The organism is Roseobacter sp. N2S (assembly GCF_031454055.1).
Classification (GTDB): Bacteria; Pseudomonadota; Alphaproteobacteria; order Rhodobacterales; family Rhodobacteraceae; genus Amylibacter.
In genome coordinates this window covers 19,648-46,378 of sequence record NZ_JAVDQB010000017.1, presented here as the reverse complement: position 1 = coordinate 46,378, position 26,731 = coordinate 19,648, and the positions used below count along the sequence as shown (strand labels likewise).

Below are 26,731 nucleotides of genomic sequence, written 5' to 3'. Positions count from 1 at the left end.
TTTGCGCAGTTAGCCCGATGCGTGGGCTGGTTTCAACGGGTTTCTAAAGGCTTATGCCCCAGAGCAAATCAGACCAAACCCAGACCAGACCTGCCCCAAGGCATAAGAAACTGCCAAAGGGCAGGGCGGTGCTGGCGGATAAGGCGCGGTTGCGGATCAACCCGCCTGTGGCAGCAAAGATAAGGGCACAAAGGGCGGCAACCAGCACCGCCAGCGGTGTGGCCTGCGCCCCAAGAGCTGCGGCCAGCCCTGCGATCAGTTTGACATCCCCCAGCCCGAGACCTTCACGCCCGCGCAGGTGAAAATAGCTGATGCGGATGGCCCAGAACAGGGCGCTGGCCCCAAGGGCCGTCAGGATCGCGGCGGGCAGGCTGCGGTTCGGGTCTTCCCATGCGAGCGCAAGGCCGACCAACAACAGCGCGGCCGTCAGCGGATCGGGCAGGCGCATTTTTGTGGCATCCGTGGCGCCAAGGGCCAGCAACAGCCATAAAAACACCGCCCCCAGCAGCATTTGCAGATCGCTTTGGGCCAGCAGCACGGGGATCAGGGCCAACAGCAGCGCGCCCAGTTCAAGGGCAGGCCACAGGGGCGGGATTTTCGCCCCGCAACAGCGCGCCCGCCCCCGCAGCGCCAGATAAGACAGCACCGGCACCAGATCGCGCGGGCGCAGCGCCTGCCCGCAGCCGCGACAGGCCGAGGGGCGGGTGATCACGTCTTCGCCGCGGGGCAGGCGATCCACCAAAACCCCCAGAAAAGACCCCACCGCAGGGCTGATCCCCAGCAGCAGTATGCCCGTCAGCAGGATCATCGGGTGATCCTTGCGGCGGGGCGGGGGGCAGGGCTTGCGGCTGGGCGGGGGGCTGGGGGAGTGGTTTTGCGGCTATCCATCTGTTGCTGACCCATTATTTTGCGCTATTGTCCTGTTGATAGATCCCCGTCGGGGAGGTGATTTGGGAACCATGGTTTATTTATGCTGACTTCAAAGAGAAATGTAATGCCTTCAGGACACCAAACCGATGCGGGGTTCTCTTTACTGGAGCTGATGGTGGTTGTGGTGATCCTGTCTATTCTGGCGCTGGTGATTGCGCCACGGATTATCGACCGCCCCGATCAGGCCCGCGTGGCCCGTGTGCAATCCGATCTGTCGGTGATCCAAAGTGCGGTGAAACTGTATCGTTTGGACAATTACCGCTATCCCAGCACCGAACAGGGGTTGCGCGCGCTGGTCAACCGCCCGACCACCGAACCGGTGCCACAAAACTGGGCGGCAAACGGCTATATCGACCGTCTGCCTGTAGACCCTTGGGGCAATGAATATCAGTATCTGTTTCCGGGGGTTCACGGGGAATTCGACGTATTCACGCTGGGGTCCGACGGGGTGACGGGTGGCAGCGGAGTGGACGCTGATTTGGGCTCATGGACCCTGAAATAGACACGCAATCAAGTCGCATAGCGGGGTTTAGCCTGATTGAACTGGTGGTGGTGATGGCGGTGATCGCGATCCTGTCGCTGAGCGTCAGCCTGTCCCTGTCACGGGGAAAATCCGTGGGGGGGATGCCGCGGGATGCGGTGCGGATGCAGGGGCAGTTTGCCGCCCTGCGCGATAGTGCAATCCACGGACGGCGGCCTGCGGCTTTGTCTGTGATCCCAGCGGGTTGGCAGGTGATGCGGATGCAGGATGGTGTCTGGCAGGGGGCAGGCCCGCGGGTGCGCTGGTCTGGCGCGGCGGTGTTCCAGCGGGATCTGTCCGCGCCCCTGCCTGATGGATCTGTCCCCGAGGTGGTGTTTCTGCCCGACGGGCGCAGCACTGCCTTTTCGATCCGTTTTACCGATGGCGGTGTGGTGGCGGTCTGTGACAGTGACGGCTGGTCCCCGCTGGAATGTAATTTATGAAACAGGGGGCATCAGATCGGGGCATCACGCTGTTAGAGTTGATGATCGCCATTCTGGTGTTGTCCATCGGTACGCTGGCCTGTTTTCGTACGCTCGATCAGTCGCGCCGTGAAATCGGCGGGGAATTGCCCCGCCATCTGGCGCAGACGGTGGCGGCGAACCGCGCCGCTGAAATCCGCATCTATGGTCTGGCGCGTGGCGGCAGCCTGCCCAAATCGGTGCGCCAAGGCCCCTATGACTGGACGATTGAAACCAAACGCAAGGAAACCGAGGGTGGACTGTATGAAGTGCGCCTGATCGTGACCAGCGCGGACGGGCCGGGGGCGCAACTGGTGACTTATGCGCGGCTGGAGCCTGCACAATGAGCGCGGGGAAACCAGACACAGAAGCCGCAGAGCGCGGCTTTACCCTGCTGGAACTGATCGTGGTTCTGGCGGTGTTTGCGCTGGTGGCCACCATGAGCCTGCAAGCCATGACCGGCACGCTGCGCACCCGTGACCGTCTGGTCAAAGTCGAGTCCCAAACCGCCGAGATCACCCGTGTTCTGGCCCTGTTGCGCGCCGATCTACAGGCGGCGGTGCCGCTTGAATTTCACGATGTAAACGGGCAGATTCAATCGTCTTTTGAAATTGCCCAAGGGTCTGAACAACTGGCGTTTTCGGTTTCAGGGCGGTTTGCACTGCCTGGCGAGCAATCGGCCGGGTTGGGGCGGGTGATCTGGCGGTTTGATCGCAGCACGCAGCAGGTGTTGCGGCAAAGCTGGCCCACATTGATCCCCGCTGATCGCGCCAGCCTTAGCCCCGAGGTGGTTGTGGCCACAGGCATCAGCGGCTTTGATGTGCGCCGTCTGGACGGGGATGGCAATTGGGTGTCGGGGCCCGATGACAGTTTGGGGGCTGGCACGTCATCGGGTCTGCCCCGCGCTGTGGATGTGGTGATCGACACGGCGGCGTTCGGGCGGATCAGTACCTTGGTGGGGTTTAGATGAGCCGGATGCCGAAAACCCGCCGCGACAGGGGGCACGACACAGGTCTGGCGCTGGTCAATGCGCTGGTGCTGGTGGCGGCGCTGTCGGCGGTGGCGGTTTTATTGCTGCAACTGGCCCAGGGCGCGCGGCTGCGACAGGCCCAAACCCAAGAGATGGTGCAGGCCGAGGCCTATCTGGACGGGTTGGAACTGTTGGTGATCGGTATTCTGGACGCTGATCGTCAAAGCGGCGAGGCGGATCATCTGGGCGAGGCTTGGGCCAAGGCAGGTTCGGGCGCAGGAGGTAGCGTGCCGATAGATCGGGGCACGGGAACCTATGAGATTTCCGATCTTCAGGGCAAATACAGTCTGAACTGGCTGTCAGGGGGCGATGCGCTGTTTGGGGAAGACGCCTACGGCGATCTGCTGGCGGCGGCGGGGCTGTCGGATGAACTGGGCCAGTCGATCCGTGATTTTATCGGGCCGAACGGGCCGCGCAATCCGCAACCCTATCTGCAACAAACCCCGCCCGTGCTGCCCCGTGGCGGGCTGCAAATCCTGCCCCAGTTGCGTCAGGTGGCGGGCATGACGCCTGCGGCTTATGCGCGGCTGGATCAGATGTTCACCGCCGTGCAAACCGAAGGCGCGCTGAACGTCAACACCGCCCCTGCGGCGGTTCTGGCGGTGGCGCTGCCGGATCTGTCCCCGTCAGACATTGCGACCCTTGTGGAAAAACGCCGCCAGACCCCGTTCACCGAAGCCGAGGCTTTGCAACTGGAATTGACCCGCATGTTGGGGGCCGAAAAAGCCGAAGAGTTCGACTTTGGCCCCTATGGTATTTCAAGCCACTGGTTTGCCGCACAGATTTCTGTCACTTTGGGGCAAACCCGTCTGGCGCGGCGGGTGATACTGGAACGATCCGGGGAAACCGGCAAGACAAAGGCAAGCTTTCGCTTTGCAGATAATTAGGGCTGTTATTAGGGCAGATTAGGGCAGTTTTTTCATGGTGAAACGGGGCAAAGACAGCGGGCTGCCGGTTGTGCGCTTTTCAAATGGCGAGGGGATTCCCGCCACGGGGTCGTTTATCGCGCTGGTGGAGGGCCAGCTTGCGCCGCTGCTGCCGCTGGATCTGCCTGACGGATTAAAAGGGCAGGCCCGCGAGCGGGTGGCGCTGCGTCAGGTGTCTGATGCAATCGGGGTGGGGTTCGGGGCGACGGAACTGCGCCCCTTTGCGATCAAAGGCGGGCCGGCGGTCTGGCAACGGGCCATTGTCAGCGCGGCGGATCAGGTGCAGGACTGGCGGGATCTGGTCAAAGGGGCAGGCGCGCGCTGTGCGGCGATCCTGCCCGATTATCTGGCGCTGCCGGTCACAAAACAGGTCTGGACCCTGCATTTTGAAGACACTAAGACCACCGCGCGACTGGGGCTGCTGGACGGGTTCACCGCCGACCCAGTTCTGGCGCGGGTTTTGTTGGAAAAGGCGTTTGAAACCGATCCGCCACAGGCTGTTTTATGTCTGGGCACCGCGGATGATGCCCTGAACGACTGGCTGTTAAGCCTTGATCTGCCTGTATTTTCCGAAATCGACGCGCTGGTGGCCAAAGGCTTTGCGCCGCCGCAGGTCTTTGGCAATGGAGAGTTGGGCTTTGATCTGGCCCGCGACCCCCGCGCGGCGTTTGAAACCCTGTCACAAACCCTGAAAGCCTGGCGTCTGCCGCTGGTTCTGGCAGCCTTGGGGCTGGGGCTTTGGTCCGCCAGTATGATGTTGCAAACCGCCGCCCTAGAGTCAGAGGCCCGCGCCATTCGCACCCGCACCGTGGCCGATGTGCGCAGCCATTTTGTGCCCACGGGGCCGGTGCTGGATATTCGCGCACAAGTGACCCAAGTGCTGACCGCACGACAGGCGCAAAACGTGCAGGTCGGGGCGGAACTGGCGCCGCTTGATTTGTTGAAATCCGCAAGTGCGGTGATTGTGGAACAGCCCGGCCGTCTGGTCAGTTCCAGTTTCCAGCCCCAAGGCGGGGTGACGGTGGATGTGCAGATGCCCGATTTTGCCACGCTTGATCAATTGGTCGCCGCCTTGGAACAGGCGGGGCTGGCGGTGACGACCCTGAACGCGGGCACCGCCGAGGATGGCGGCGTTGCGGCGGCTTTGGCTTTGGCGTCAAAAGCGGCCCAGAACGGCGGGGGGAATTGATGGAAGTTTTGGTGACATTCTTGCTGGGGCGCGCGCCGCGGGAACGCTGGTTGATGGCGGGGCTGGTCGGGCTGGCGCTGCCGCTGGCGGTGGTGATGCTGTGGGTCTTGCCCCTGCTTGAAACCCGCGCCGCCGCCCAGGCCGAGGTCATCGCCGCGCGGGATTTACGCCAGTGGGTGGGCCAGCGGGTGGCACAAAAAGCCGCCCTTGATGCGGTGCTGCCTGCTGCGGGTGCAAAGGCCCCTGCGGCGCTGGGGATCAGCGGCATTGAACAAAGCCTGATTGCGGCGGGGCTGCGGGATCAAGTGACCCGTCTGGCCAACCGCGAGGGCGGCGGCATCGAGCTGGGCTTTGACGCGGTGGAATTTCGCCCGCTTGGGGACTGGCTGGACCAGACCACGGGCACATGGGGGTATGATATAGACTCTTTCCGCTTTGATGCGACGGACCGCGCAGGCACCATTGCCGCCAGTTTTCTGTTGCAGGTGGCCAGATGATCCGCGTTGCAGCGCGCGGGCTGCTGATCCTGTCGGGTCTGCTGATCGGTCTGGCTTTGGCCGCAGTCTTTGAGGGGCGCGTCAGCCATTTGCGCCAGATCGCGGGGGATCACCTGCCCGCGTGGAGCGCAAATCTGTCGCCCGATGCGGGGCTGGGGCAGGGCAGCCTGCGCGGGGTTCGTTTGCAAGGGGGGATGGGGCTGCTGCCAGACGGCCCGCCGTTGGATCTTCACTGGGATTTCATCGGCTTGGGTCTGTCAGGGGCTGATTATAACGTCGAGATCCGTGATCCTGCGGGGCAGGTTGATCTGCGCGCGCGGGTGCATCTGGGGTTTGGGGCCGGTGGTTTTTTGGGCGGTTTACAGGCGTTGGAATTTTCAGGCGGTGAGGGCGAGATTGATCTGGGCGCGATCTATGCCGCGCCCCGCGGGCTGGCTTTGACGGGGCGGCTGTTGCTGGTGGATGCTGCGGGCGTGTTTGACGGAACCGCGCGCCGATTGGTGCGGCTTAACGGTTTGGGCAGTCTGGCCGAGGGGCGGTTTGACGGCTTTGATCTGGGCCGCGTGCGGCTTGTGTTGAAAGACGGGGATAGTGCTGGGGATGGTAGTGGGAATAGTGGCAACCAGAGCGACGGGGGCGCGTGGTTGGCGGATATTTCGGTCAGCGGCGCGGCTTTAATCCTGCAAGCCGAGGCGCGGGGGCGGTTTGACGACAGTGTCTTGGCCTTAACCGGACGGATCGCTGAAAATCCGGACATGCCAGAGGGATGGCAGCGGGTTTTGAACCAGAGCCTGTCAAAAGACGGGGCGGCTTGGGTCTTGCCCGAGGGGATGGATTTGCAGGCCCCCGGATTTTGAGTATTTTTGGAACATTGAAGCGGTCGTTTCGGGGTATTCGGCAGGTCTGTTTCAGGCGGGGATCGGGGTTTTGATCTGTTGTGCCACAGCGGATTTTATCAGGGCTTGGGTCTGGGCGAGTTGTTCGCGAGGGGTGGCCCAGGCCTCAAAAAAGCCGAACCATGTGTCGCGGGTCAGCGGTTCGCCGAGGAAATCCAGTGGCACATAATCCAGCGCGCTGAGGTAGGACATGACGGTTTCAAGGGAAAACCCGTGGACTTTGGGGGCGTGGATGGCGTTTTCAAAGGCGATCAGCGGACGTTTGCTCTGCAGGGTGCGTTCGGCGCCGAACAGGGCCAGAAGATCTGCGCCTTCGAGGTCGAGTTTGATAAAAGGCACGGGGCGGAGCACGCCTGCAAGGGTCTTGTCGATGGTGGTGGCGCGCACCGTCAGGTCAGGGCGATAGGCGATGCCTGCATCGGTTGGCCAGATGGTTTTTTGCTGCGCATTTGCCCCGCTGATTGAAGAGCGCCCCATATGACTGGTGGAGGATTTCCACGTCAGCGCATAGACGCGGGGGTTGTTTTGCAACGCGCTTTCAACCAGTTCCACGCGGTTCAGAATGTCATCGCCCGCATCTTCGAGAGTTTTGAGCAGCACATCGGCCATGAAAGGATCGGCTTCGACGGCGATGACCTTTTTGCAGCCTTTCAGCGCCAGCATGCGCAGGGTGTGATAGCCCCGATGGGCCCCCCCGTCGAACAGGACGAAACTGTTCAACGGGGCGCAGCGGGCGGTGTAAACATCTGCGACGACGGCTTCCAGCGCCATCATCTGTGTGCTGGTAAAGGCGCGAAATTCTTGCAGGGTGATCATGGGGATGGCTCCGGTTTTGGTCAGGTTTTGCGCAGCTGGATGCCTTCGGTTTCCAGCGCGCGCAGGGTCTTGCGCACATAGGCGCGGTATTCGGGGGCCTGTTGTTCCCACAGCATTTTTTCCTGTTCGGGGTTGGCGGGAAATTCGGCCCGCCGGTCGGTCAGCCAGAACATCCAGGCGATGCGCGCGCTTAAGATGCGCCACTCTTCGGTTTCAGTGCCAACAGGGACGCCGGAGGCTTGGTTTTGCAAAACGAGGTTCATGGGGATTCCTTTGATGCTAAGGGTTTGATTTATAATGAAAGAACTGGCGGATGCGGCGCAGGGGCGCTGTGATCCGCCATGAAGTGGAGTGATGCAGCGCGGTGATGTCCTGTTGGAGCGCGTGAATCTGGTCTGTGGCTCTGCGGGTGATTTGGGCCAGTGCCCTGTCTTGGGTTTTGATTTTTTCGCGCAGGTCGTGGTTGATGCTGCGCTGAAGTTTGCGTTCCTGGGCAAGGGCTTGAAGGCTGGCTTGCAAGCGCAGCACCTGCTGTTCGCGCAGTTGGATGTAGTCTTGTAATTCGGGGATCGGGTTCGGGTCTGTGGCAGGGGCAAGAGGTGCAGGTGTAAGAGAGAGCGGGGCAGGATCTGTCTGGAGGGACGGGAAAACAGGTGTCGGCGGGGGCAACGTCGGGGTTGCGGGCGGCGGGTTCAGGGCGGTGATCTGATCGGCAAAACGGCGGGCGATTTGGGTCAGATCATAGTGTTTCAGGGCGAATTTGCGGGCCTTATCCGCCTGTTTCTGCCGCAGTTTCGGGTCGCACAGCCGTTTCAGCGCGGTTTTCAGGCCGGATTTACGATTGCTGCTGATGACGCTGCCAAGACGCTTGTTTGCGACCTGTTTCACCGTGGCGATGTCTTTGGGACCATAGACCAGAACCGCCGCCCCCGAGGCCAGGCATTCAGGCAGTTTGTTGCCCATGCTGTAGCGGGTGTAAGCGATTGATTTCGGGTCGAAATTATAGGCGATCAGGGTCACGTCAGCCCCCTGTAGCCAGTCTATATACGCCGCGAAGGGCAGATCATGGCTGGTCAGCGCTGTGGCGCGCAGACCGTCAAACCGCGCACCGCTTTGGGTGATCCAATAGGGACGGGAATTGATTTCAAGGCGGATGTCCTGTCCGTCACTGGCCAGCTCTTCGACGGCTTGTGCCACCGAGAGCAGGCTGTTCAGGCCCATATCAGGGGCGAGATTGCCCGAATAGCGGATCAGTAGCGGCCCGTCGGTATGGGGTTTGCGGGGTTTGAACAGCGCTGGGTCGATGCCATTGGCATAGGCGTGAAACGGGGTTTTATAGCGGGCTTCAAAGGCGCGGCTCATATCATCGCAGATTGACAGGTTGAGGGCAGCGCGGGAAAACAGGGTTTTCAGATCGCGGGTGAACCGTTTATGGGCCTTTGGGTCTGTGGTTTTCAGCCGTTCGGGCCAGTCATCCATCATCCAGGTGACCAGCGGCGTGTTGCAGGATTTGATCACCGAAAGCGCGAAATCATGCAGGCAGGGGCGATCGGGCAGCGGGCGGTATAAGATCACATCAGGGGCGAATTCGGCGATGGCTTGGCGGGCGGCGGCGCTGGTGCAGGGGGTTTGCGCAAAGCCATCCGCCCCGTTGCGCCGCACCAAAGACAGGGCACCCGTTTGGGGAGAGGCGATCTGCAACAGTTTGGCATCGGGCCAGTCGCGCAGCAGGTTTTGTTTGATCTGCCCTGTGGCCGAGGTTCCGCCAGCGGGGATGTAATCAATCACCAGCAGTTTTGACAGTTTTTCTTGGCGTTTTTGCTGTGCCAATCGGGTTTTAGTGTCTTGTTCCACGGTTTTTGGCGCACGGGCCTGCGGGAACAGGCTGTGAAAGTCGCGCCGTTCAAACAGCTCCAGCTTGCCGCCTATGGTGGCGTTATAGATGGTCTGGCCGCTGCCCTGCAGGGTCTTTTTCGCCTCGGCGTAGGCTTCTACCATTTTATCCACTTGCGGGTCGTGCCAGCGGAATCCCTTGCCGAAATAATCAGGATCAAAGTGGTTGGGATCGTCCGATTGCATATCGAGCACGCCGACCCCGTACCCTGTACCGGTGTTCACATCCTTGGGGATGTCATAGCTGGCATCCACGCCGATCAGGTAGATTTCTTCAAACCCCAGATAGGCGGCCAGTTGCATCAGGGAAAAGGTGACCGTGCAGCCTGTGTAGGTGATTTTATCCGCCTCCCGTGAAAAATCAAACCCGTGGGGATAGCTGATGCGGGGGCGGTGGTTGTAAAAGATCGTGTCGGGCGCGGGGGGGAATTGATAACCCAGATAGGCGGGGAACAGTTTGATCGGGCCGTTTAGCTGGTTGATCCAGGGGGCGCGATCTTCGGCGACCAGATGGTCTTCGACGCAGTAAAATGTGGGGGACCAGTCCAAGTGTTCCATCTTAAGGAAGAACCCGTTGACCGCAAAGGTGACTTCATCCTTTAGCACGCTCAGGTCGGTCTGGTTCAGGCTGGGGCCGTTGCCGATCAGAAAGCAGCGTTTGCTGCCTTTGTATTGGTCGCGCAATTTGCGCAGGGCGGGGCGATAGATCGCATCCAGATCCTGACTGTAAATCTGCGCCACATGGCGCAGGCCTTTGATCTGTTCCACCAGCGGGATTTTATCCGTGGGCAGATAGATCGGCGCTTTGGAGGGCAGCAGGTTCAGCGTGTCTTGATAGATCCGGTGCAGCGTGCTGTCTGTGCAGCCCGTCAGAGTATCTTCGCAAGGAGGGGTGTGTCTTAAGGATACGTTCATAAACAGACACTGAATAACTAAAGTCTTAGCAATTTATTAACGGGGGTTAAAATTCTGGAGCGGGCTGCGCGGGGGGAGCCTGTTGCAGTCATTGCCCAATTTCCAGTCAACGCCCTGAAATTATGCACATAATCCCGTCAGATGGATTTTCTTGCGTTTTTGGTGCGTTAACTTCCTTGCACCCATGCTGCGCTGCGGCAATGTGGGGCTACAAAAAGTGACTGCGCAGAATACCTCCTCCCATTCTGTTCGGATCGCACAAAAAAGAGCCGCGCGTGATACCTCCTCCCATTGCGTTCGGGTCGTATAAAAGTCCAACAGGGCGTAGCCGGGTCAGTGATGATCCGGCTACTTCCGTTTGAGGGGGCGTTTTTTGGGGGGGTTGGCGGCTTAAAGCCCTGCCAATGTGGTTTTGATCGCGGCGCGGCGTTGGGCCAATGTGCCAAGGGGATCAAAGATTTTGCGTTCTTCAAGCACCGCATCCAGTGCCGATCCTGCGGCGGCGAGGCGGGCTTTGGTGGCGGCGTCATTCTGCCCTGCGGCCAATGCGGCCAAAGCGGCTTCGTGATCGGCGGTGCCTTGTACGGCCAGCGCGGCAAGCCGGTCATTGCCCTGTTGATTGGCGGCTACAAGGCGGGCTTCGCGGCCCGCTTCGATGAATTTATCAGATCGCAGCAGGGAATGGGCGTATTCCAGACGCAGGCGGGCCTCTAGCGGGCCGGCTTGGGGCATCATGGCTTTGTAGCTGCTGATTGCCTTTTTATAAGAGCCTTCTTCCAGTGCGTCGCGGGCCACCAGATAGCGGCCTTTGAAATTATTGCCCTTGGAGGAGGGTTCCACCGCACAGGCCGCCGAAAACAGGACGGCGGCGCCAAGGCCACAGGCCAGCAGGCGTTTGGAAGCGGTTTTGATCTGCGCCACGGGAACAAGCGGCGTGTTCGGGGAATGCTGCATCTTTACCTCGTCTGCCCTTTTCGGGCTTAATTATTGTCAAAAGCCTAGCAGGGGACAGATTGTGCTGTCTATAAGAGGGGTTGAACACCCCGAGATAAGTCTTTGATTGTCTTAAAGGAGACACACCATCCTACGTCTTGCTGCCCTGACCGGTTTTCTTCTGGCGATAGCTGCGGGCTATGGGGTCGGGCATTTCGGCTTGACGCTGTTTGCGAGCCCTGCGCCTTTGGCGGCGGATCTGGCCCCGCTGGACCAGCAGCAGGTGGCTGTGGTGGACACGGATACGATAGAAACCCCGCCCTGGCCCGATGCCTTTGGGGTCTATGTGCCGGATGTTGTGGTGGTTGAAACGGCCCCTGTGGAACAAGAGGTTGTGGTGAATGTGAATTACACCCTGACGGGGTTGTTTGCCAGCGCCACGGCGGCTTGGGCGATTGTGGCAGATGGGGGCGGGGAATATCTGGTGCGCGAGGGCGACGAGCTGCCGGGGGGCGGGCTGGTCACCAGGATCACCAAACAGGGGGTGGAACTGGAAACCCCCCAAGGCCCGCAACGGATTGCCTTTGAGGAAAACTAGGCGAAGGCACGCCCAAAACTGCAACAGATCGCGGCCAAACCCCTGTGCGGGCGGGGAATTTCATTGCTTTTTCGGGCGTCCCTGCGAATAGTGTCTGGAAACCTCGGGGCGGGGGGTGTTTTCGGGCATCCCAGACAGACCACCGGGGAACAGGCAGCGAACCGAGTGGTACAGATACGATGATAAAATCCCGTTTGATGACGGTCTTTATGGCCGCTTGGATGTGTGCGGTTATGATCGCAGGGCAGGGGCGTGCGCAGGTGGCACTGGATTTGCGCGATGCGGATTTGCAGCGGTTTGTGGAAATCGTGTCCCAAACCACGGGGCGCAACTTTATTCTGGACCCTGAAATCAACGGCACCGTCACCGTTCTGGCCCCCAATGAAGTACCCCCCGAAGCGATTTATGAAATCTTTCTGAACGTGCTGGAACTGAACCGCCTGACCATTGTGCAGGGGGTCAGCTCGGACCGGATTGTGCCCATCGGCATCGCCCGCGAACTGGCGCCCGGGCAATCGGCGGGTCTGACGGGGGGCGGCTATGAAACCCGCGTGATCCCCGTGCAAAACGTTCCCTTGGAAGAGGTCACCGAAGTGATCCGTCCGCTGTTGCCCCAAGAGGCGGTTTTATCCACCGTGCCGGGCGCGGGTCTGTTGATCCTGTCGGACCGGCGCGAAAACCAGCAGCGCATTGCCGCTTTGGTGAAACGGCTGGACCAGCCGCGCAGTCAGCCGATTGAAACCATCCGTATGCGCAATGCCAATGCGGCCGAGTTGTTACAGGTGATCCAGTCGTTAGAGGTCACCCCCGTGGGCGCATCCCTGTCAGCGGATCGCCGCGTGAATGCGCTGGTGGTGGCCGGACCCCAGCAGTTTCGCGACCGTATCCGCGATATTGTGGTGGAACTGGACCAGCCGCAGCGGTCTATGGCGACCCGTGTGGTGGAATTGAACTATGCCAATGCCGCGTCTCTGGCCGAGGTGGTACGCGCGTCTTTTGTGGCGCAAAACGGCGATGAAGCCGCCACGGGCAGTGTCAGTATTGTGGCCGAGCCCAGATCAAACACCCTGTTGATCACCGCCCCCCAAGACCAGATCCATTCGATTGTTCTGTCGGTGCGCGCGTTGGATCGCCGCCCCAAACAGGTGCTGATCGAAGCGGTGATCTTTGAAATGTCGGTGGAGAATTTTTCCGATCTGTCGGTGCAATTCGGCGTGTTGCTGGATGATGCCATTGCGGGGGGGGTGCAATTCACCCTGCAAGGCCGCCCGACCCTGACCGCAGCGGTCAGCGGTGCGCTGTCGGGCAGCACGGTGGACCCCGGCAATGGCGGCACCATTGGCGGCATCACCCGCAATGGCGACAACGGGATTGGCGGGTTTTTATCGGCGGTGGCGTCGAAAAATTCGACCAAGCTGCTGTCGACCCCGTCCATCATGACCCTGAACAATCAGGAAGCTGAAATCGTTGTGGCGCAGAATGTGCCCTTTGTGACCGGCAGTTTTGCCACTGTCGGGGATTCTGCGGTGCCCACCACCCCGTTCCAGACCATTGAACGTCAGGACGTGGGGCTGACCTTGCAGGTCACACCACAGATTACCGCAGAAAACACTGTCTTGATGGCGGTGAAACAGGAAGTGTCTAATCTGACCAATTCCTCGTCCCAAGCGGGGGGGGAAATTACCGCCAAACGCACCCTGTCCACCAATGTTCTGGTGCGCGATGGCAATGTGATTATGCTGGGTGGTCTGCTGGAAGACGGGTCCGGTTCGGTCAGCCAGAAAGTGCCCGGCCTTGGGGATATGCCAGTGATTGGCGGCTTGTTTCGCGGCAAGAACGCATCGAAAAACCAGCGTGTGTTGCTGGTGTTGCTGCGCCCCCGTGTGATCGGCTCGGATGATGAGGCCCGCCGCATCACCCGCGAGGTCACCCGCGAGGCGAAAAAGGCCAGCAAAGTGATCCAGCCACCGGATGACGGGCGCTATCCCCGCACCCCGCAGGCGAATTTCCCCTTTGACGGGGCGGATTTGAACCAGCCTTTTGATGCGGGTTTTGTGGATAGTATCGCCCAGACCCGCGCCTTTCCCCCGTTGCCATCCCGACTGGAATTCAAATAGGGTCAGCCCATGTCTGCTGACCCGCCCCGCCTGCCGTTTTCCTTTGCCCGCGACCATCAGGTGGCGCTGGACGGGGTGCGGCTGATCTATGGGCCCAAAGCATCGGTCTTTGGTCTGCGCGAGGCGGGACGGCGGGCGGCAAACGGTGTTGCCCCTGTTTCGCTAAGCCAAGAAGATTTTGATCGCACAGTGGCAAGTCTGTATCAAAGCAACCCGTCGGATGACGGGGGCGATGATCTGTTGTTCGATCTGGAAGAGGGCAGCACGGCGGGCGGCCCGCGTGATCTGTTAGAAGACAGCACCGAGGCCCCAGTGATCCAGTTGGTCAACCAGTTGTTGCGCCGCGCGGTCACCACGGGGGCGTCTGATTTGCATGTGGAACCCCATGAAGGCGGCCTGCGCGCGCGGCTGCGCATCGACGGTTTTTTGCAAACTGTGCTCGATCGCAATGATGTGCCGGTGCGCCGCGTGATTTCCCGCCTCAAGGTCATGGCCAATCTGGATATTGCCGAAACCCGCCTGCCCCAAGACGGGCGCATTGCCTTGCGTCTGGGGGGCCGTGCCATTGACACACGGGTGTCTACATTGCCCGGCAATTACGGTGAACGGGTGGTGCTGCGGGTGTTGGATCGCTCTGCCGGATTGATGCCGCTGGATGGTTTGGGGCTGAAGCCCCATCACATTGATATTCTGGAACGGCTGTCTGCCCTGCCCAACGGGATTATTCTGGCCACGGGGCCAACCGGATCGGGCAAGACCACGACGCTTTATTCCTTGTTGCAACTGGCCAATCGGGATGAACGCAATATCGTCACCGTGGAAGACCCGATTGAATATGACCTGCCGGGGGTCAGCCAGAGCCAGATCAATTCGGATATCGGCATGACCTTTGCCGCAGGGCTGCGCGCCACGCTGCGCCAAGACCCTGATGTGATCCTTGTGGGGGAAATCCGCGATACGGAAACCGCCAGTATTGCCGCACAGGCCGCGCTGACGGGGCATCTGGTGTTTTCATCCCTACACGCTAACGGGTCGATTGGCGCGGTGGTGCGGCTGCGGGATCTGGGGCTGGATGATTTTCTGATCGCGTCCACTTTGCGCGGGGTGATTGCCCAGCGTTTGTTGCGCCGTCTGTGTGAAAGCTGCAAAACGCCCCGCGCCCCGAACCCCACGGAAACCGCACAATTTGCCGCCTTTGATATTCCCGCCCCCGATCAGGTCTGGGATGCGGTGGGCTGTGAGGCTTGTAACAACAGCGGCTATTCGGGCCGTGTGGGGGTCTTTGAAATTGTCCCCGTTGGCGAAGCCCTGCGCAGTGCCATCGACAAAGGTGCATCCGAACAACAGCTTGTGGGCCTGTCGCTGGAGCCGAAATTCACCCTGCTGGGCCAAGGCCTAGAGGCGGTGACTGTGGGCCGCACCACCGTGGCTGAAACCCTGCGGGTGGTGGGCGATACGGTATGAACACCTATCAATACACCGCCTATTCCGCCGCTGGAAAGCGCAAGGACGGGGTGATTATTGCCGAAAGCGAGACCCATGCCTCGACCCTGTTAAAAGGTCAGGGGTTGTTTGCCAGCCAGATCACGGCCCGTCGTTCCAAACGGGCCAAAGGGGCCAAAGGGTCTTATAAAGGCTCTGGTGCAAAGGGAGCGGCGGGTCTGTTCGGGGCCAAACGCACCCGTTTAAGCGCGGATTTACGGGCGGTTTTCACCCGCCAGATGGCGGTGTTGTTAACCGCCGATCTGCCCAGTGATGCGGCCCTTGATGCGGTGCGGGCATCCGGTGTGGCAGGGCCGATCAATACCGTTGCAACGGAATTAAAAGCCTCGGTGCTTGAAGGCCTGCCCCTGTCGGATGCGCTGGAGCGGGCCGAAATGGGATTGCCGCCCTATTATATTGCCGCGGTGCGGGCGGGGGAAACATCCGGCGATCTGGCGGCGGTGTTCGAAGAACTGGCCACCTATCTGGAAAACGCAGGGTCTGATCGCGCCCAGATTGCCACCGCGCTGATCTATCCTGCCTTTGTGGCGGCGGTGTCTATTGTGGTTTGCGCCATCCTGATGATCAACGTGGCGCCTGAAATCGTGTCCATGTTCGAAGTTTCAGGGCGCGAGTTGCCGCAACTGACACGGGTGATGCTGGGGATCAGCGACTGGATACAGGCCTGGTGGCTGGCGTTGGTGCTGGGGGCGATTGGCGGTTTCATCGGCTTTCGTCTGGCCCTGCGCCGCCCCCGCTTTCGCGATGGCTGGCACGGGGTTTTGCTGCGGGTTCCGGTGTTCGGGCGCTTGATGCGGCTGTCGGCAGCGGCGCAATATCTGCGCACGCTGGCGCTGATCATTGCCAGCAAACAGACCATTCTGGATGCCACCACCCATGCCGCCGAGGTGATGACCATCACCCGTTTCCGCGCCCAGGCCGACCGTGTCAGCGAAGCGGTGCGATCAGGGGAAACCCTATCGAGCGCCATGCGCCATCTGACCCTGATCCCCCCCGTGGCCAGCCAGTTGGTGAACGCAGGCGAGGCATCATCGCGGTTGGCCCGCATGTCCGAGCGGGCCGCCCATCTGGTGGAAACATGGGCGGGAAACGAGCGCAAACGCTTTACCGCGCTATTGGATCCGATGTTGATGATGCTGGTGGGCACTATGGTTCTGGTGATTGTGCTGTCGGTCCTGCTGCCGATCTTTGATTTGCAATCGGTTGTTGCAGGCTAGACAGAGCCTGCCCGTATGGCGGGCATTTTGTTAAATTTTAGGACTGAAATCGGGCAACAGGGATGGATTCGGCAGAAAACCTCCTGTAATGTGTGCAAGATCACAGAGTTTGTTGAAACAATACATTTAGACGATAAGGTGACTGTGCTAAAACGGCACAATCAGGAATAATAAGACATTGAGATTGGAGCGGGGTTTAAGTGTAAAAGAGTACCGACTAAAAGGTGCCACGATACATTTGACCAGTGAAAAGAATATCGAATGCACAACCGCGAGGGTGCTTGTTGACTATTGAGAAATTTAGCACGGATTTTCTGGACGCCAGTCCGGTCGTTGAAAAAATCCCGTCTTCCGCCACATTGCGCTTTAAAGTTGCCAAACGCTTGGTTGATCTGGGATTTGCCCTGATGTTGCTGCCCGTGTTTGTGTTAATCGCCTGTATCCTGATCCTGCTGAACCCGCGGTTTAACCGTGGCAGTTTGATGTATTCCCAAGAACGGGTCGGACGGGATGCCGAGCGGTTCCAGATCTATAAATTCCGCACCATGGAAGGCGAAAACGAGGAATGTCGATTCGCCACCCAAGAAAAAGAGCGTATCCGCCGTCTGGGCCGCTTTATGCGGGCCACGCGGATTGATGAATTGCCCCAAATTCTGAACGTGTTGCTGGGCCAGATGTCTATGGTCGGCCCGCGCCCCGAACAGGTGAAATTCTACAAACAATACACAGCCGCGATTCCCGGCTATGCCGCCCGCCAACAGGTGCGTCCGGGCATCACCGGACTGGCCCAGTTGAAATACGGCTATACCAGTGACACGGTTGGCACCGCACGCAAGTTGAAATGGGATCTGGAATATATCCGCCGCTCGGGGTTTCGCCTTGAGGCCTATATCATCCTGCGCACCATTGTTTTTGTGTTCCAGCGGTTGATCAACGTAAACACCAAAACCAAACTCTGATCTTTTGACGGGCGATGGTTCGGGCGACCCTTTGGTCGGGCTGCGCGGCACCGGTCTTTCTTTCCAGCGGGTTACAGGCCATATCCTCCCAATCCCCCCGAATTCACAGCACGGCAGGCAGCAATGACACAGAAAATCCTTTTGACCGGCGGCGCAGGCTATATTGGCGCCCATACCTTTGTGGCCCTGCATGAAGCGGGCTATCATCCTGTGATCCTTGATAATTTTTCAAATGCCGATCAGGATACCCCTGCGCGTCTGGCGCAATTAACGGGGCGCAAGGTGGATTGCCATGACTGCGATCTGATGGACCGCGCCGCGCTGGATTCGGTGTTTGCCGCCCATGAATTTGAAGCCATCATCCATTTCGCTGCCAAAAAGGCGGTCGGGGAATCTGTGGCCAAGCCGCAGATGTATTTTGACAATAACACCGGCGGGTTGATCAACCTGTTGGGGGCGATGGAAACCCACGGGGTGCGGCGGATTGTGTTTTCGTCATCCGCCACGGTCTACGGGGATGCAGAGCAACAGCCGATCCCTGAAACCTCGACCCTTGGGGCGACCAACCCTTATGGGCTGACCAAGCTGATGGGGGAATTGATGTTGAACCAGATGCAGGTGGCCCATCCCGACTGGACCATCGGCATCCTGCGCTATTTCAACCCTGCGGGGGTGCATCCCTCGGGGCTGTTGTATCAAAGCCCGAAAACAGGGGTGAACCCGCCGGAAAACCTGATGCCGCGCCTGCTGGAAGTGGCCGTTGGCACGCGGCCCCATCTGATGGTCTTCGGCACGGATTACGACACGCCCGACGGCACAGGGGTGCGCGATTACATCCACATCACCGATCTGTGCCGCGGCCATGTGCAATCCCTTGATGCGCTGATCCGCACCAATGAAAGCCACACAGTGAACCTTGGCACGGGGACGGGCTATTCGGTGCTGGATATGATCCGCGAATTCGCCGCCGCCTGCGGGCGCGATGTGCCCTATGAACTGGCCGATCGCCGCCCCGGTGATGTGGGCACCTGTTATGCGGATGTGACCCTTGCGCGGGATATTCTGGGGTTTGAGGCCGAACTGGATCTGGCTGATATGTGTCGTGACAGTTGGCGCGAAAGCGGGCAGGCTGATCCCACAACCTAACCCCGCCAGCCCCCTTGTCCTGACCCGCTGGCATCCCTAAAACGATCCCATCACGCATTCGGCTGGAGCACGACCGGTGGCACGTAATATTCTCTGGCTTGGGGCCCATAAAACCGGCACCACCTTTTTGCAAAAGAGCCTTGATCTGTCCCAAGATGCTTTGGCGGCAGGGCAGGTGCATTATGTGGAACTGGACGCGTTTCGCCAGATGTACACCCGCCCGCTGGTGAACGGGCGCACCGATATGGAGGTGGGCGAGAGTGTCTACCGCCAGGACTGGGCGGGCACCAATCTGGTGTTTGACGAAAACCTGCCCGCTTTGGTGCAACATGTCTGCCGCCCCGAGGGGCTTTATACCAGCGGCCCTGCGCGCAGCCGTTTGCTGGCGGATCATCTGGGGTTTGAACGCCCGTTGATCGTCTTTGGCATCCGCGCTTTTGCCAGCTATTTGCCGTCGCTATACTGCGAGACCCTGAAATCCACCCCGTTCAAAGTGTTCCGCAAATTCCTGCGCACCCCGCTGGATCATCTGGCGTGGTATCCCGCGATCAAGGCCTTGCAGGGGGAATTTCAGGGATCAGACGTGCTGGTCTATCAATATGAGACCCTTAAAGGCAACGAGCGGGCTTTGCTGGCCCATGTTACGGGGCTGGCGCCTGCGGATTTTACCTTGCTGGGCAAAACCGAGCGGCTGGGCTTTTCCCATAGATCCATCCGCGCCCTGCGCGACATCAACCAAAGCCGCAAGGTAGAACGCAAAGATGTGCGCAACGCGGTAAAACGCTTTCCCAAAAGCGCCGAGCATCCCGCCTATTGGCCGTGGAAACCCGAAGAAAAGCCCCAGTTGGCCGCACTTTACGCCGCCGATGTGGCGCGTATAAAAACAGATGACAGTCTGACCTTTCTGGACTGCAACACCCTTTAAAAGAACGAGACCCTTATGAAACTTGCTTTGCACATCGGCACCACAAAAACCGGAACCACCAGTTGCCAGCGCTGGTTTGCGGGCAACCGTGTGGCTTTGGCAGAGCAAGGGGTGATCTATCCGGAAACCTTGGGGGATGTGAACCACCGCAAGCTGATGGTTTACGGGCGCGACAGTGACAAACCCGACGAGGCTTTCGCGCGCAACGGCATCAAAACCAAAGAGGACCACGCGGCCTTTCGCAAGACCCTTGAAGCAGAGTTCGCCGCCGAAGTGGCCGCCCATCCCAATGCGCGCACTTGGGTGATTTCCAATGAACATCTGCATTCCAAAATCACCACCCTGCGGATGATCCGCCGTGTGTATGAATTTCTGACCCCCCATTTTGAGCAGATCACCGTCTATCTGCATCTGCGCCCGCAGGTGGATTTGCTGGTGTCCGGCGCCTCCCAGCGGGCGCGCCTTGGCAAACCCGTCACGCCCGAGGCTTTGACCCGCAAATCGGTCAGCGAAAACAGTGCCTATTTCAACTACGACCAGATCGTCACCCGCTGGGAAGAGGTGTTTGGCGCGGATAATCTGCGGGTGGTGCCTTTTATGCGCCACAGCAATATCGCGGCTTTTCTGGCGGATGAAATCGCCGTTGATCGCAGCGGGTTGAACGACATTCCTCATGATAACGAAGCACTGGACTGGCGCACCATGGGGCTGGTCAATGCACTGGGGGATCATAAGGCGGGGCTGGGCAATCTGACCTTTGCGCTGGATTTGCGCAATATCCCCGTGCACGAACGCCTGCAAATCGGGCGCAGCATGGCGCAAGAGGTTCAGGACCGTTTCGCCAAGACCAACGCCCAGCTGATCAAACGCCGCCCCGATCTGGAAGCGGGTGATCTGACGCCCGATTGGGCAAATTATGACGGGGTGCCAAATATCTACCGGCTGGAAGACACGGATCTGTTCGGCGCGCAACTGGCCCATGTGGTGCAGTCTTACCGTCAGGGCCTGCGGCTGGAACGGGCCCGCGCCCTGCTGGCCGAAGCCGCGCTGGATTTCGCACAAAAACGCAAAACCATCGCACGGGACAAACTGGCCCAAGCGGGTGCGGAACTGGCAATCAATGCGCCACAACCCAAATACGTTGACGATCTGGCAACCCTCCACACCCGCGCCGCAGACCTGTCAGCGCAGTTTGGCAAAGGACCGCAGGGATAGATGACGTCTTCTGCGGGCTATAGTGCCTTGATGGCCGCACGCCTGTTTCTTTGGTGTCGTCTAAAGATCTGTTTCACAAAGGCTTTTTGAAATAAGACAGCCCCAAAGCATCGAGGCTTTCTGCCCAGTGACGGCCCAGAATGGTTTCATACTCGGGGGTGAAACTTTCCTTGCCTGCATTGGGCACGGGGGTGAATTCCCCGAACACCACCCCGTCTGGCGTGGAATATAAATCCGTGCGCACAAAAGACACCCGCGCCTGTTGCACCAAGGTGTCGGTGGCTTTGATCAGATCGTCAAAATTATCGGGCAAAGACAGTTTTACTTTGGGGTTTGTGTCCGTGTTCCAACGAATAAGCCCCAGATCGGTGCCGTTGCGATCATAAATCACAAAGGCCCAATTGTCATGGGGCAGGTGGATCGGCGCATAACGCTGCATCACAATCACCGCCCCTGTGTAAAACCCGTAGACCTTGTAATCCAGCGGCACATCAAACCCCAGACTGTCCGCCACATAGTCTTCGCGTAGGATTTCGGCGGACATTTTGAACTTATCCGCTTTGGCCAGCCGCCGCTTATATTCTGCCGCCAGACCGTCCGGCCCGTCAAAGGCTTGATTGGTCATATGGCACCACAGGCTGCCATCCGCACGGGTTTCGATCAGATAGACGCCTGCGGAACTATGCCCGCCCAAAGGCTTGATCACAAAACGCGCTGGCAGGGGGCCTGCAAGGGCTGCATCAATGTGGTCAAAAATCTGGTGCGGCACACAGGGCACGCCACATTTGGTTGCGAAATCATAGCCTTGATGCTTTCGGTTGATGTAGATCAACTGTTTGAATTCTGCCTGTGTGGCAGCATCAAAACGGGTCTTATTGGCCTCTGTCGCCCACATCTGGGTGCGCTGTTTCAGCAGTTGCGAATAGGTCGGGGTGTCGGTCATCTAAAGGCCCTCTGCAGGTAAAGTCAGTTCAAATCCGGTGTTCAGCGGTTCATCCGGATTGTAGTTCGCCGCGATCACTGCGGCAATCTGCTGGATCAACCCTGTGCCCACCGCCGGTTCCAGCGGGGCAGACAGGGTGAAGTCTTGTTCCGTGGACAGATCATGGGTGGCCAGAGCTTCGGCAAAGATATCAATGAACAGGAACCTGCGGCCCAGATGGCGGGCCAGCATGGCAGCTTCCAGCATGTCTTCCTCGCTCCAGCCGCCATGGACCAGAACCAGCGTGTCTTTGGCCTGTGTATTGCCCAACAGTTTGCGCCAGCCTTTGGGGGCGGGCTGTGTGGCCCAGGCAAAAGCCGTGCCTTGCAGCGCGGTGCTGCCCGGCACATCGGGGCGGGAAAACACCAGCAGATCGCCGGTTTCTATGGCGCGCAACTGCTCCATATGCTGTTCCCAATTGGGTGAAATCAGGAAGCGGGCAAACGGCACAGGGGCAACGGCAGACAGGGCCGTATCCGTACCCCCGTCAGGGCGCAATTGATCAGGGCCGATAATCTGCGCGCTCAGGCCTGTGTCGGTGCTGTCCAGCAGCAGGCAGATTTTGCCGGTCAGATTGTCCAATGTACGGTAATGATGTAGATAGCCCATGCGTTTCAGGTGTTTGCCCTGCCATGTGCCATAGGCCCAGTCCTTGTCTTCAAACCACAGCCCGACGCGGTAGCCGTTGTGGTGCAGCGCCATGATCAGGCGGTGAATCTGGGTCATGTGCCGTTTGGCGGGCTGGCCGCGCACCACAAAGATCATGTCTTCGAATTTCTGGTCCAGCCCCAGACGGGACATGGTATCGTATTTCAGCAGATCGTCGAAATCATACTGCACGGGGATCGGGATTTTACGTACCCCAAGCGGTGACCAGTAATTGCGGCTGTGTTTGTCGGATGCGTAGTGATCAAACCAACTGGCACGGTATAGCGCGCGGGGCACCGACCAGCCAAAGTTCTTCATGGTAGACGACCCGCTTTGGGTCAGCGAGCCGCCATGTTGCCGCCCGAGCACCATCACACGGCGATCGGTGCGCAGGCTGCGCGGCCCGAAACTGCGCTGCATCCGGCGTTTGAATTCCGTATCAGCCCCCGTGCGGATCGGATCAAAGGTGCCGCAACTGTTCAGCACCGGTTGCGTGCGCAGCATCGTGGCGGCAGGATCAGGATGGCCGTAATTGCCCGACATCTGCATCAGGATATGGGCTTCTTCGTTGATCCGCACCCAGCAGGAATGCAGGCAGACCAGTTCACGATTGGCCCGTAATGCACTCACTTCACTGCGGATTTTATCGGGGTGGGCCCAGTCATCACTGTCATGAAAAATGGTGAATTCACCTTTGGCACGGCGAAACGCCTCGGATTTGGCAATATAAGTGCCGCCGTTTTCAGACCGGTAAACCGGCACCACGCGGGAATCCTGGGCGGCCAGTTCAGCGATTTTGGCCCGTGTTGCCGCGTCTGAGCAATCATCCACCAGCATCAGTTCGATATTGCGGTAGGATTGATCCAGGATCGAGCGGGCAGAGACCTCAAGATACTCCGCGCATTCATAGGCGGTGGTGATCACCGTCACCAAAGGCCCGTCGCTGGTCTGATCGCCGTGGGGGTCTGCGGCCATCAGATTGTCGATGCCCATGGGCTGGTTTGCATCGCGCAACACCAGCGGGCGCAATTTGTTCTGGGTCAGGTAGCTGTTAAAGGCTGAAAGCTTACGCGCAGAATCCGTTTCGCTGTTCATTTGCAGGAACAACAGATCGGGGCTGCCCTGGCCTGCGGCATTGGCGCCGTTGACCAGTTCACGGGCGCGCTCATGCTGGCCGGCCAGAATAAACACCTCTCCGTAGAGACCAATCAGGCTGGTGCTGGGCAGGCTGTCAAACTGGCCTGCGCGGGCCATGTCCACCAGATCTTCGGGGCGATTGAACCACAGGTAATGCAATTGCAACGTCCACAGATCCAGACTGTTTGGAAACTGCGTCAAAGCCCTGTTCAGATGGGCCAAACCGGTTTCAAAATCGCAGGTTTTCAACAGCGCGCGGATATAGCGGAAATGAAAGCGCTGGCGTTCGGGGGACATGGGACCGGTGTCCTGAATTGCCCCTAGATGCAGCAGCCGTTCATAAAGGTAAATCACCGCGCCAAAGTCATTGGCCTCGCCGCTGGCTTCCAAAGCGCTGTAAAGAGTTTTTAATTCTCCGTCGGTGAGCAGGCCACGGCGCGCGGTTGCAAGCTCTAGGATACGGCGCATATCGGCATAGGCCCGCTGGATTTTCTGGAAATTCATTTTTAGTCTCTTAGATCAGTATGGGGCGCAGGTCAGGGCACATGTCGGTGGCCGCTTTCAGGCACCCAGCCCTAATGTGTTTTTGTGCAAAGGTAAATTCCGCCTCTCCCTCTTAGCGGCGGCGGGTCAGGGCGTCAAACTCTTGGATATTGCGCAGGATTTCGATCTGGGCGGTGCTGTGATGCAGGGCCGATCCCTGTTCGGATATCTGCGCCCCAAGCGCGGTGATCTGGCGCTGTATCCCGTCCAGTTTAGCCCCTGCCACAAAGCCGGCAACATCCCCCGCGCGCAAATGCACCAGCGCGTCGATCATCGAGCTTTGGGCGAATTCGGGCAGGATGTGATCCTCCCAAAGGCTCTGCTCAAACCCGCCGATCCGCCGCATTGCCGCCTGCCCGTAGGCGTTCAGCACCGAGGGGCGCAGGCGGGTCATATGCCAGGACATATTGTTGATCAGCCAGCGCATTGCCCCCACCTGCAGACCCGTATCATCAGCAGGCAGATCGGCGGTGATCAAATCGTAATGGGTGAAAAACGCCATCAATTCCGCCCCAGTCGAGGCCATGGTCTGGCCGGGGCGATTGACGCGGTGATAACAGATCACCTGATTGTAAAACGAAAAACTGCCCGCAGCACGGCAGACCGCCCAGTGGAACGGGTTGTCTTCAAAAAAGAAATCCCCCTCGGGGAAGCGCAGGTTGTTGGCGCGCAGGAAATCGCGGCGATAGAATTTGCGCCAGGGCACGGCAATCATCGACAGGGCCAGATCGCGGCGGGCCAGATCGGACAGACCCACCTGTACCAGCGGCCAGCGGGCCTGATCGGCGGGGGGACGGGTTTCATCCAGCAATTCATCGTATTCAAGGTAGTTGGTCAGCAGGAAATCCACGCCCCGCCCGTCAAACACATCGCGGCAGGTGTTGAATGTGGCAGGGTTCAGCCAGTCATCCCCATCCACAAAAAACACCGTATCGCGGTGGGCGTGATCCATGCCGATATTGGCCGCAATCCCCACGCCGCCAAAGGTATTCGCCCCCAGAAACACCGGCACCAGTTCCACATCGGTAGGCAGGTCTGTGCGGGCCAGAAACTTGCGGATCAGGGCGGGGGTTTTGTCTTTGGACCCGTCATCCACAAGGATGATCTGATCCCCTGCACGGGCGCATTTCAACACGCTGCTGAGGCATTTTTCGATATAGGGATCAATGTTATAGCTGGTGATGATGAAGGAAACGCTCATAGCCGTTGTCCTTTCAGGATTTGATTGATCCGCGCCCCCAGCGCAGGGTCTGCATTGGTCACTTTGGTGAAGTGGGCCAGTGACAGATTGGTCCGCAGGAAATCCTGCGCCAAGGTGCGAAACGGCAGTTGTAAATCCGGTTCCAACTGGGCCTGTATCCATTCAAACAGACCCACATAAAAGCTGGTAAACGGCACCATAAACGGGCGGGTCTGCGGCGCCAGATCAAAGGCCAGATGCACATTGGTCAGCGCCTCGGTCACGGTGAATCTTTCGCGGCCTTTTTTGTTGGTCAGACGGTCCCGACCTTTGGCGACAAAATGTTCGCAGCAGACCAGATCGGAATAGAGAATGGTTTTGGCGTGCAAAAACCCCATCCAGTGGATTTCAATGTCGTTATGAACCGGAATTTCCGTGCATTGGATGGTATTTTTGCGCAGGAAATCAACGTCGTAAATCTTGTTCCACGGATAGGCCGCCACGGTGCACAGGGTCTGTGCGCCCTCAACGGTTAAGGGGCCCAAGGCGCCGATGGCACCGGCTGCGATCCAGCGGTCCTCGTCGCTGGGCAACAGGCCATAGCCCCCTGCGGCGCGCACGCGGCTGTCTACGTGTTTAAAGATGCAAAAGTCAAAGCTGCGCCCCTGTAAGCGGGCCACCAAACGGGGGAAATCGGCGGTGAACAGATCGTCACTGTCAAAGAACAGCACATGGGTGCCACTGCACAGGGACAGACCCTTGTTGCGGGCAAATCCCGCGCCGCGATTTTTGCGCACGCGGTGGTATTTCAACGCGAAAGGCAGGGTTTCAGGGTCAATTCCCAGCGATACAGGATCGCTGCGCTGATCAGAAGCGTCATCAATAACAATGACTTCGGCAAAGAGGTTAAGGTCGCGGACCTGCGCCAACAGCTGCCCGACCCCATCAGGGTCGTTATAGGCGGGAATGACAAGCGAGAGCTTCATACGATGAAAAAGCGCAAATCCCGCAGGGTCGCCTCGATCGGGCGATCAGGGGGCAGGAACAGCACAAAATCACGCCAGGGCGCTTGTGCGGGCAGGTTTTTGCGCCCCTCTACATCCATCGCATCCAGATGGGTGCTGGTTTGTGCATAAGACACCAGTTGTTTGTCAAAAAAGCAGTCCACAAACCCCGCTTCGGTGCCGGACCTGATGCAGGTTTTCATCGCCACAGCCGAGGGCGCATCGCTTTTGCAGATAAAGCCGATCACCCCGAACCCGTCCAGATCAAAGCCGCCCAAAGACACATGCAGGGCCAGCCACGGGCTGTCTTTCAGGCTTTCGATGCGAAACGACAGGACCGCATCGGGGGCTTCCAGCAGGCTGCCTGTCAGGGTGGCGTCAGGGGCAAAAGAAAACAGCACACCCGGTGCAATCGGCGCATCACAGATGATGTCACCTGTCGGGTTTTCGGCCTGAAGAACCCGCAGGATCTGGTTGGCATTGGCGTCTGGCCCAAGGCGGATATTATTGGTCATCTCTGCGGGGTTCCTCGTGTATTTCGGCTATTAGAA

Annotated in this window: 26 protein-coding genes; 16 read left to right on the top strand and 10 right to left on the bottom strand. The window is 59.1% G+C overall.

Annotated features, from left to right (window positions below; all coding sequences use genetic code 11):
* Window positions 1-43: 43 nt before the first annotated feature.
* Window positions 44-808 (bottom strand): prepilin peptidase, encoded by a 765-nt coding sequence (locus GGE09_RS22635; RefSeq protein ID WP_309748329.1) that lies wholly within the window; start codon window positions 806-808, stop codon window positions 44-46.
* A gap of 186 nt (window positions 809-994) precedes the next feature.
* Between GGE09_RS22635 and gspG the strand changes: the two genes are divergently transcribed.
* Genes gspG through GGE09_RS22595 form a run of 8 tightly spaced genes read left to right on the top strand, consistent with a single transcriptional unit; the run spans window position 995 to window position 6,410 of the window.
* Window positions 995-1,432, top strand: a complete 438-nt coding sequence (gspG, locus tag GGE09_RS22630) for a type II secretion system major pseudopilin GspG (protein WP_405048577.1) — start codon at window positions 995-997, stop codon at window positions 1,430-1,432.
* Complete coding sequence (locus GGE09_RS22625; protein WP_309748327.1) at window positions 1,417-1,893, top strand: GspH/FimT family pseudopilin; 477 nt, start codon at window positions 1,417-1,419, stop codon at window positions 1,891-1,893. Before gspG ends, GGE09_RS22625 begins: the two co-directional genes overlap by 16 nt.
* The gene (locus tag GGE09_RS22620; protein ID WP_309748326.1) at window positions 1,890-2,258 is read left to right on the top strand and encodes a type II secretion system protein; all 369 of its coding nucleotides are present in this window, start codon (window positions 1,890-1,892) and stop codon (window positions 2,256-2,258) included. Before GGE09_RS22625 ends, GGE09_RS22620 begins: the two co-directional genes overlap by 4 nt.
* Window positions 2,255-2,881, top strand: coding sequence for a type II secretion system protein GspJ (locus tag GGE09_RS22615; protein WP_309748325.1), 627 nt, complete (start codon window positions 2,255-2,257; stop codon window positions 2,879-2,881). The genes GGE09_RS22620 and GGE09_RS22615 overlap by 4 nt, the downstream gene beginning before the upstream one ends.
* Window positions 2,878-3,828: a type II secretion system minor pseudopilin GspK gene (gene gspK, locus GGE09_RS22610; RefSeq protein WP_309748324.1), complete on the top strand. Its 951-nt coding sequence runs from the start codon at window positions 2,878-2,880 to the stop codon at window positions 3,826-3,828. Before GGE09_RS22615 ends, gspK begins: the two co-directional genes overlap by 4 nt.
* A gap of 34 nt (window positions 3,829-3,862) precedes the next feature.
* On the top strand, window positions 3,863-5,056 hold the full coding sequence (gene gspL, locus GGE09_RS22605) for a type II secretion system protein GspL (protein ID WP_309748323.1): 1,194 nt from the start codon (window positions 3,863-3,865) through the stop codon (window positions 5,054-5,056).
* The gene (gene gspM, locus GGE09_RS22600) at window positions 5,056-5,553 is read left to right on the top strand and encodes a type II secretion system protein GspM (RefSeq protein WP_309748322.1); all 498 of its coding nucleotides are present in this window, start codon (window positions 5,056-5,058) and stop codon (window positions 5,551-5,553) included. The genes gspL and gspM overlap by 1 nt, the downstream gene beginning before the upstream one ends.
* Window positions 5,550-6,410 carry a hypothetical protein gene (locus GGE09_RS22595; RefSeq protein WP_309748321.1) on the top strand — a complete coding sequence of 287 codons (861 nt, stop codon included), beginning with the start codon at window positions 5,550-5,552 and terminating at the stop codon, window positions 6,408-6,410. Before gspM ends, GGE09_RS22595 begins: the two co-directional genes overlap by 4 nt.
* 51 nt (window positions 6,411-6,461) lie before the next feature.
* On the opposite strand, the gene GGE09_RS22590 is transcribed toward GGE09_RS22595, so the two are convergent.
* The 4 genes from GGE09_RS22590 to GGE09_RS22575 all read right to left on the bottom strand — a co-directional run bounded on the left by GGE09_RS22590 (window position 6,462) and on the right by GGE09_RS22575 (window position 11,027).
* Window positions 6,462-7,265, bottom strand: coding sequence for an FkbM family methyltransferase (locus tag GGE09_RS22590; RefSeq protein WP_309748320.1), 804 nt, complete (start codon window positions 7,263-7,265; stop codon window positions 6,462-6,464).
* Between the two features lie 20 nt (window positions 7,266-7,285).
* The gene (locus GGE09_RS22585) at window positions 7,286-7,528 is read right to left on the bottom strand and encodes a hypothetical protein (RefSeq protein WP_309748319.1); all 243 of its coding nucleotides are present in this window, start codon (window positions 7,526-7,528) and stop codon (window positions 7,286-7,288) included.
* 16 nt (window positions 7,529-7,544) lie between these two features.
* Entirely contained in the window at window positions 7,545-10,073 is a 2,529-nt protein-coding gene (locus GGE09_RS22580; protein ID WP_309748318.1) for a 6-hydroxymethylpterin diphosphokinase MptE-like protein, read from the bottom strand.
* Between the two features lie 390 nt (window positions 10,074-10,463).
* Window positions 10,464-11,027: a hypothetical protein gene (locus tag GGE09_RS22575; protein ID WP_309748317.1), complete on the bottom strand. Its 564-nt coding sequence runs from the start codon at window positions 11,025-11,027 to the stop codon at window positions 10,464-10,466.
* 199 nt (window positions 11,028-11,226) lie between these two features.
* Between GGE09_RS22575 and GGE09_RS22570 the strand changes: the two genes are divergently transcribed.
* The 8 genes from GGE09_RS22570 (at window position 11,227) to GGE09_RS22535 (ending at window position 20,686) form a co-directional block, all read left to right on the top strand.
* Entirely contained in the window at window positions 11,227-11,604 is a 378-nt protein-coding gene (locus GGE09_RS22570) for a hypothetical protein (RefSeq protein WP_309748316.1), read from the top strand.
* 179 nt (window positions 11,605-11,783) lie between these two features.
* Window positions 11,784-13,721 carry a type II secretion system secretin GspD gene (gene gspD, locus GGE09_RS22565; RefSeq protein ID WP_309748315.1) on the top strand — a complete coding sequence of 646 codons (1,938 nt, stop codon included), beginning with the start codon at window positions 11,784-11,786 and terminating at the stop codon, window positions 13,719-13,721.
* A gap of 9 nt (window positions 13,722-13,730) precedes the next feature.
* A complete protein-coding gene (locus GGE09_RS22560; RefSeq protein ID WP_309748314.1) occupies window positions 13,731-15,185 on the top strand; it encodes an ATPase, T2SS/T4P/T4SS family in 1,455 nt (484 codons plus the stop codon).
* A complete protein-coding gene (locus GGE09_RS22555; protein WP_309748313.1) occupies window positions 15,182-16,441 on the top strand; it encodes a type II secretion system F family protein in 1,260 nt (419 codons plus the stop codon). The genes GGE09_RS22560 and GGE09_RS22555 overlap by 4 nt, the downstream gene beginning before the upstream one ends.
* Window positions 16,442-16,725: 284 nt before the next feature.
* Window positions 16,726-17,400 (top strand): sugar transferase, encoded by a 675-nt coding sequence (locus GGE09_RS22550; RefSeq protein WP_309748312.1) that lies wholly within the window; start codon window positions 16,726-16,728, stop codon window positions 17,398-17,400.
* Window positions 17,401-17,523: 123 nt separating this feature from the next.
* A complete protein-coding gene (gene galE / locus GGE09_RS22545; protein WP_309748311.1) occupies window positions 17,524-18,546 on the top strand; it encodes a UDP-glucose 4-epimerase GalE in 1,023 nt (340 codons plus the stop codon).
* Window positions 18,547-18,622: 76 nt separating this feature from the next.
* Window positions 18,623-19,471, top strand: a complete 849-nt coding sequence (locus GGE09_RS22540; protein ID WP_309748310.1) for a hypothetical protein — start codon at window positions 18,623-18,625, stop codon at window positions 19,469-19,471.
* Between the two features lie 15 nt (window positions 19,472-19,486).
* The gene (locus tag GGE09_RS22535) at window positions 19,487-20,686 is read left to right on the top strand and encodes a hypothetical protein (protein WP_309748309.1); all 1,200 of its coding nucleotides are present in this window, start codon (window positions 19,487-19,489) and stop codon (window positions 20,684-20,686) included.
* Between the two features lie 73 nt (window positions 20,687-20,759).
* Here the strand turns inward: GGE09_RS22535 and GGE09_RS22530 are convergent, their stop codons facing one another.
* From GGE09_RS22530 to GGE09_RS22510, 5 genes are all read right to left on the bottom strand, one after another.
* Window positions 20,760-21,629, bottom strand: coding sequence for an ATP-grasp fold amidoligase family protein (locus GGE09_RS22530; RefSeq protein WP_309748308.1), 870 nt, complete (start codon window positions 21,627-21,629; stop codon window positions 20,760-20,762).
* Window positions 21,630-23,957, bottom strand: a complete 2,328-nt coding sequence (locus GGE09_RS22525; protein WP_309748307.1) for a glycosyltransferase family A protein — start codon at window positions 23,955-23,957, stop codon at window positions 21,630-21,632.
* A 112-nt stretch (window positions 23,958-24,069) separates the two neighbouring features.
* Entirely contained in the window at window positions 24,070-25,197 is a 1,128-nt protein-coding gene (locus GGE09_RS22520) for a glycosyltransferase (RefSeq protein WP_309748306.1), read from the bottom strand.
* Window positions 25,194-26,162, bottom strand: a complete 969-nt coding sequence (locus GGE09_RS22515; protein WP_309748305.1) for a glycosyltransferase family 2 protein — start codon at window positions 26,160-26,162, stop codon at window positions 25,194-25,196. The genes GGE09_RS22520 and GGE09_RS22515 overlap by 4 nt, the downstream gene beginning before the upstream one ends.
* Complete coding sequence (locus tag GGE09_RS22510; protein WP_309748304.1) at window positions 26,159-26,695, bottom strand: hypothetical protein; 537 nt, start codon at window positions 26,693-26,695, stop codon at window positions 26,159-26,161. Before GGE09_RS22510 ends, GGE09_RS22515 begins: the two co-directional genes overlap by 4 nt.
* Window positions 26,696-26,731: the final 36 nt, after the last annotated feature.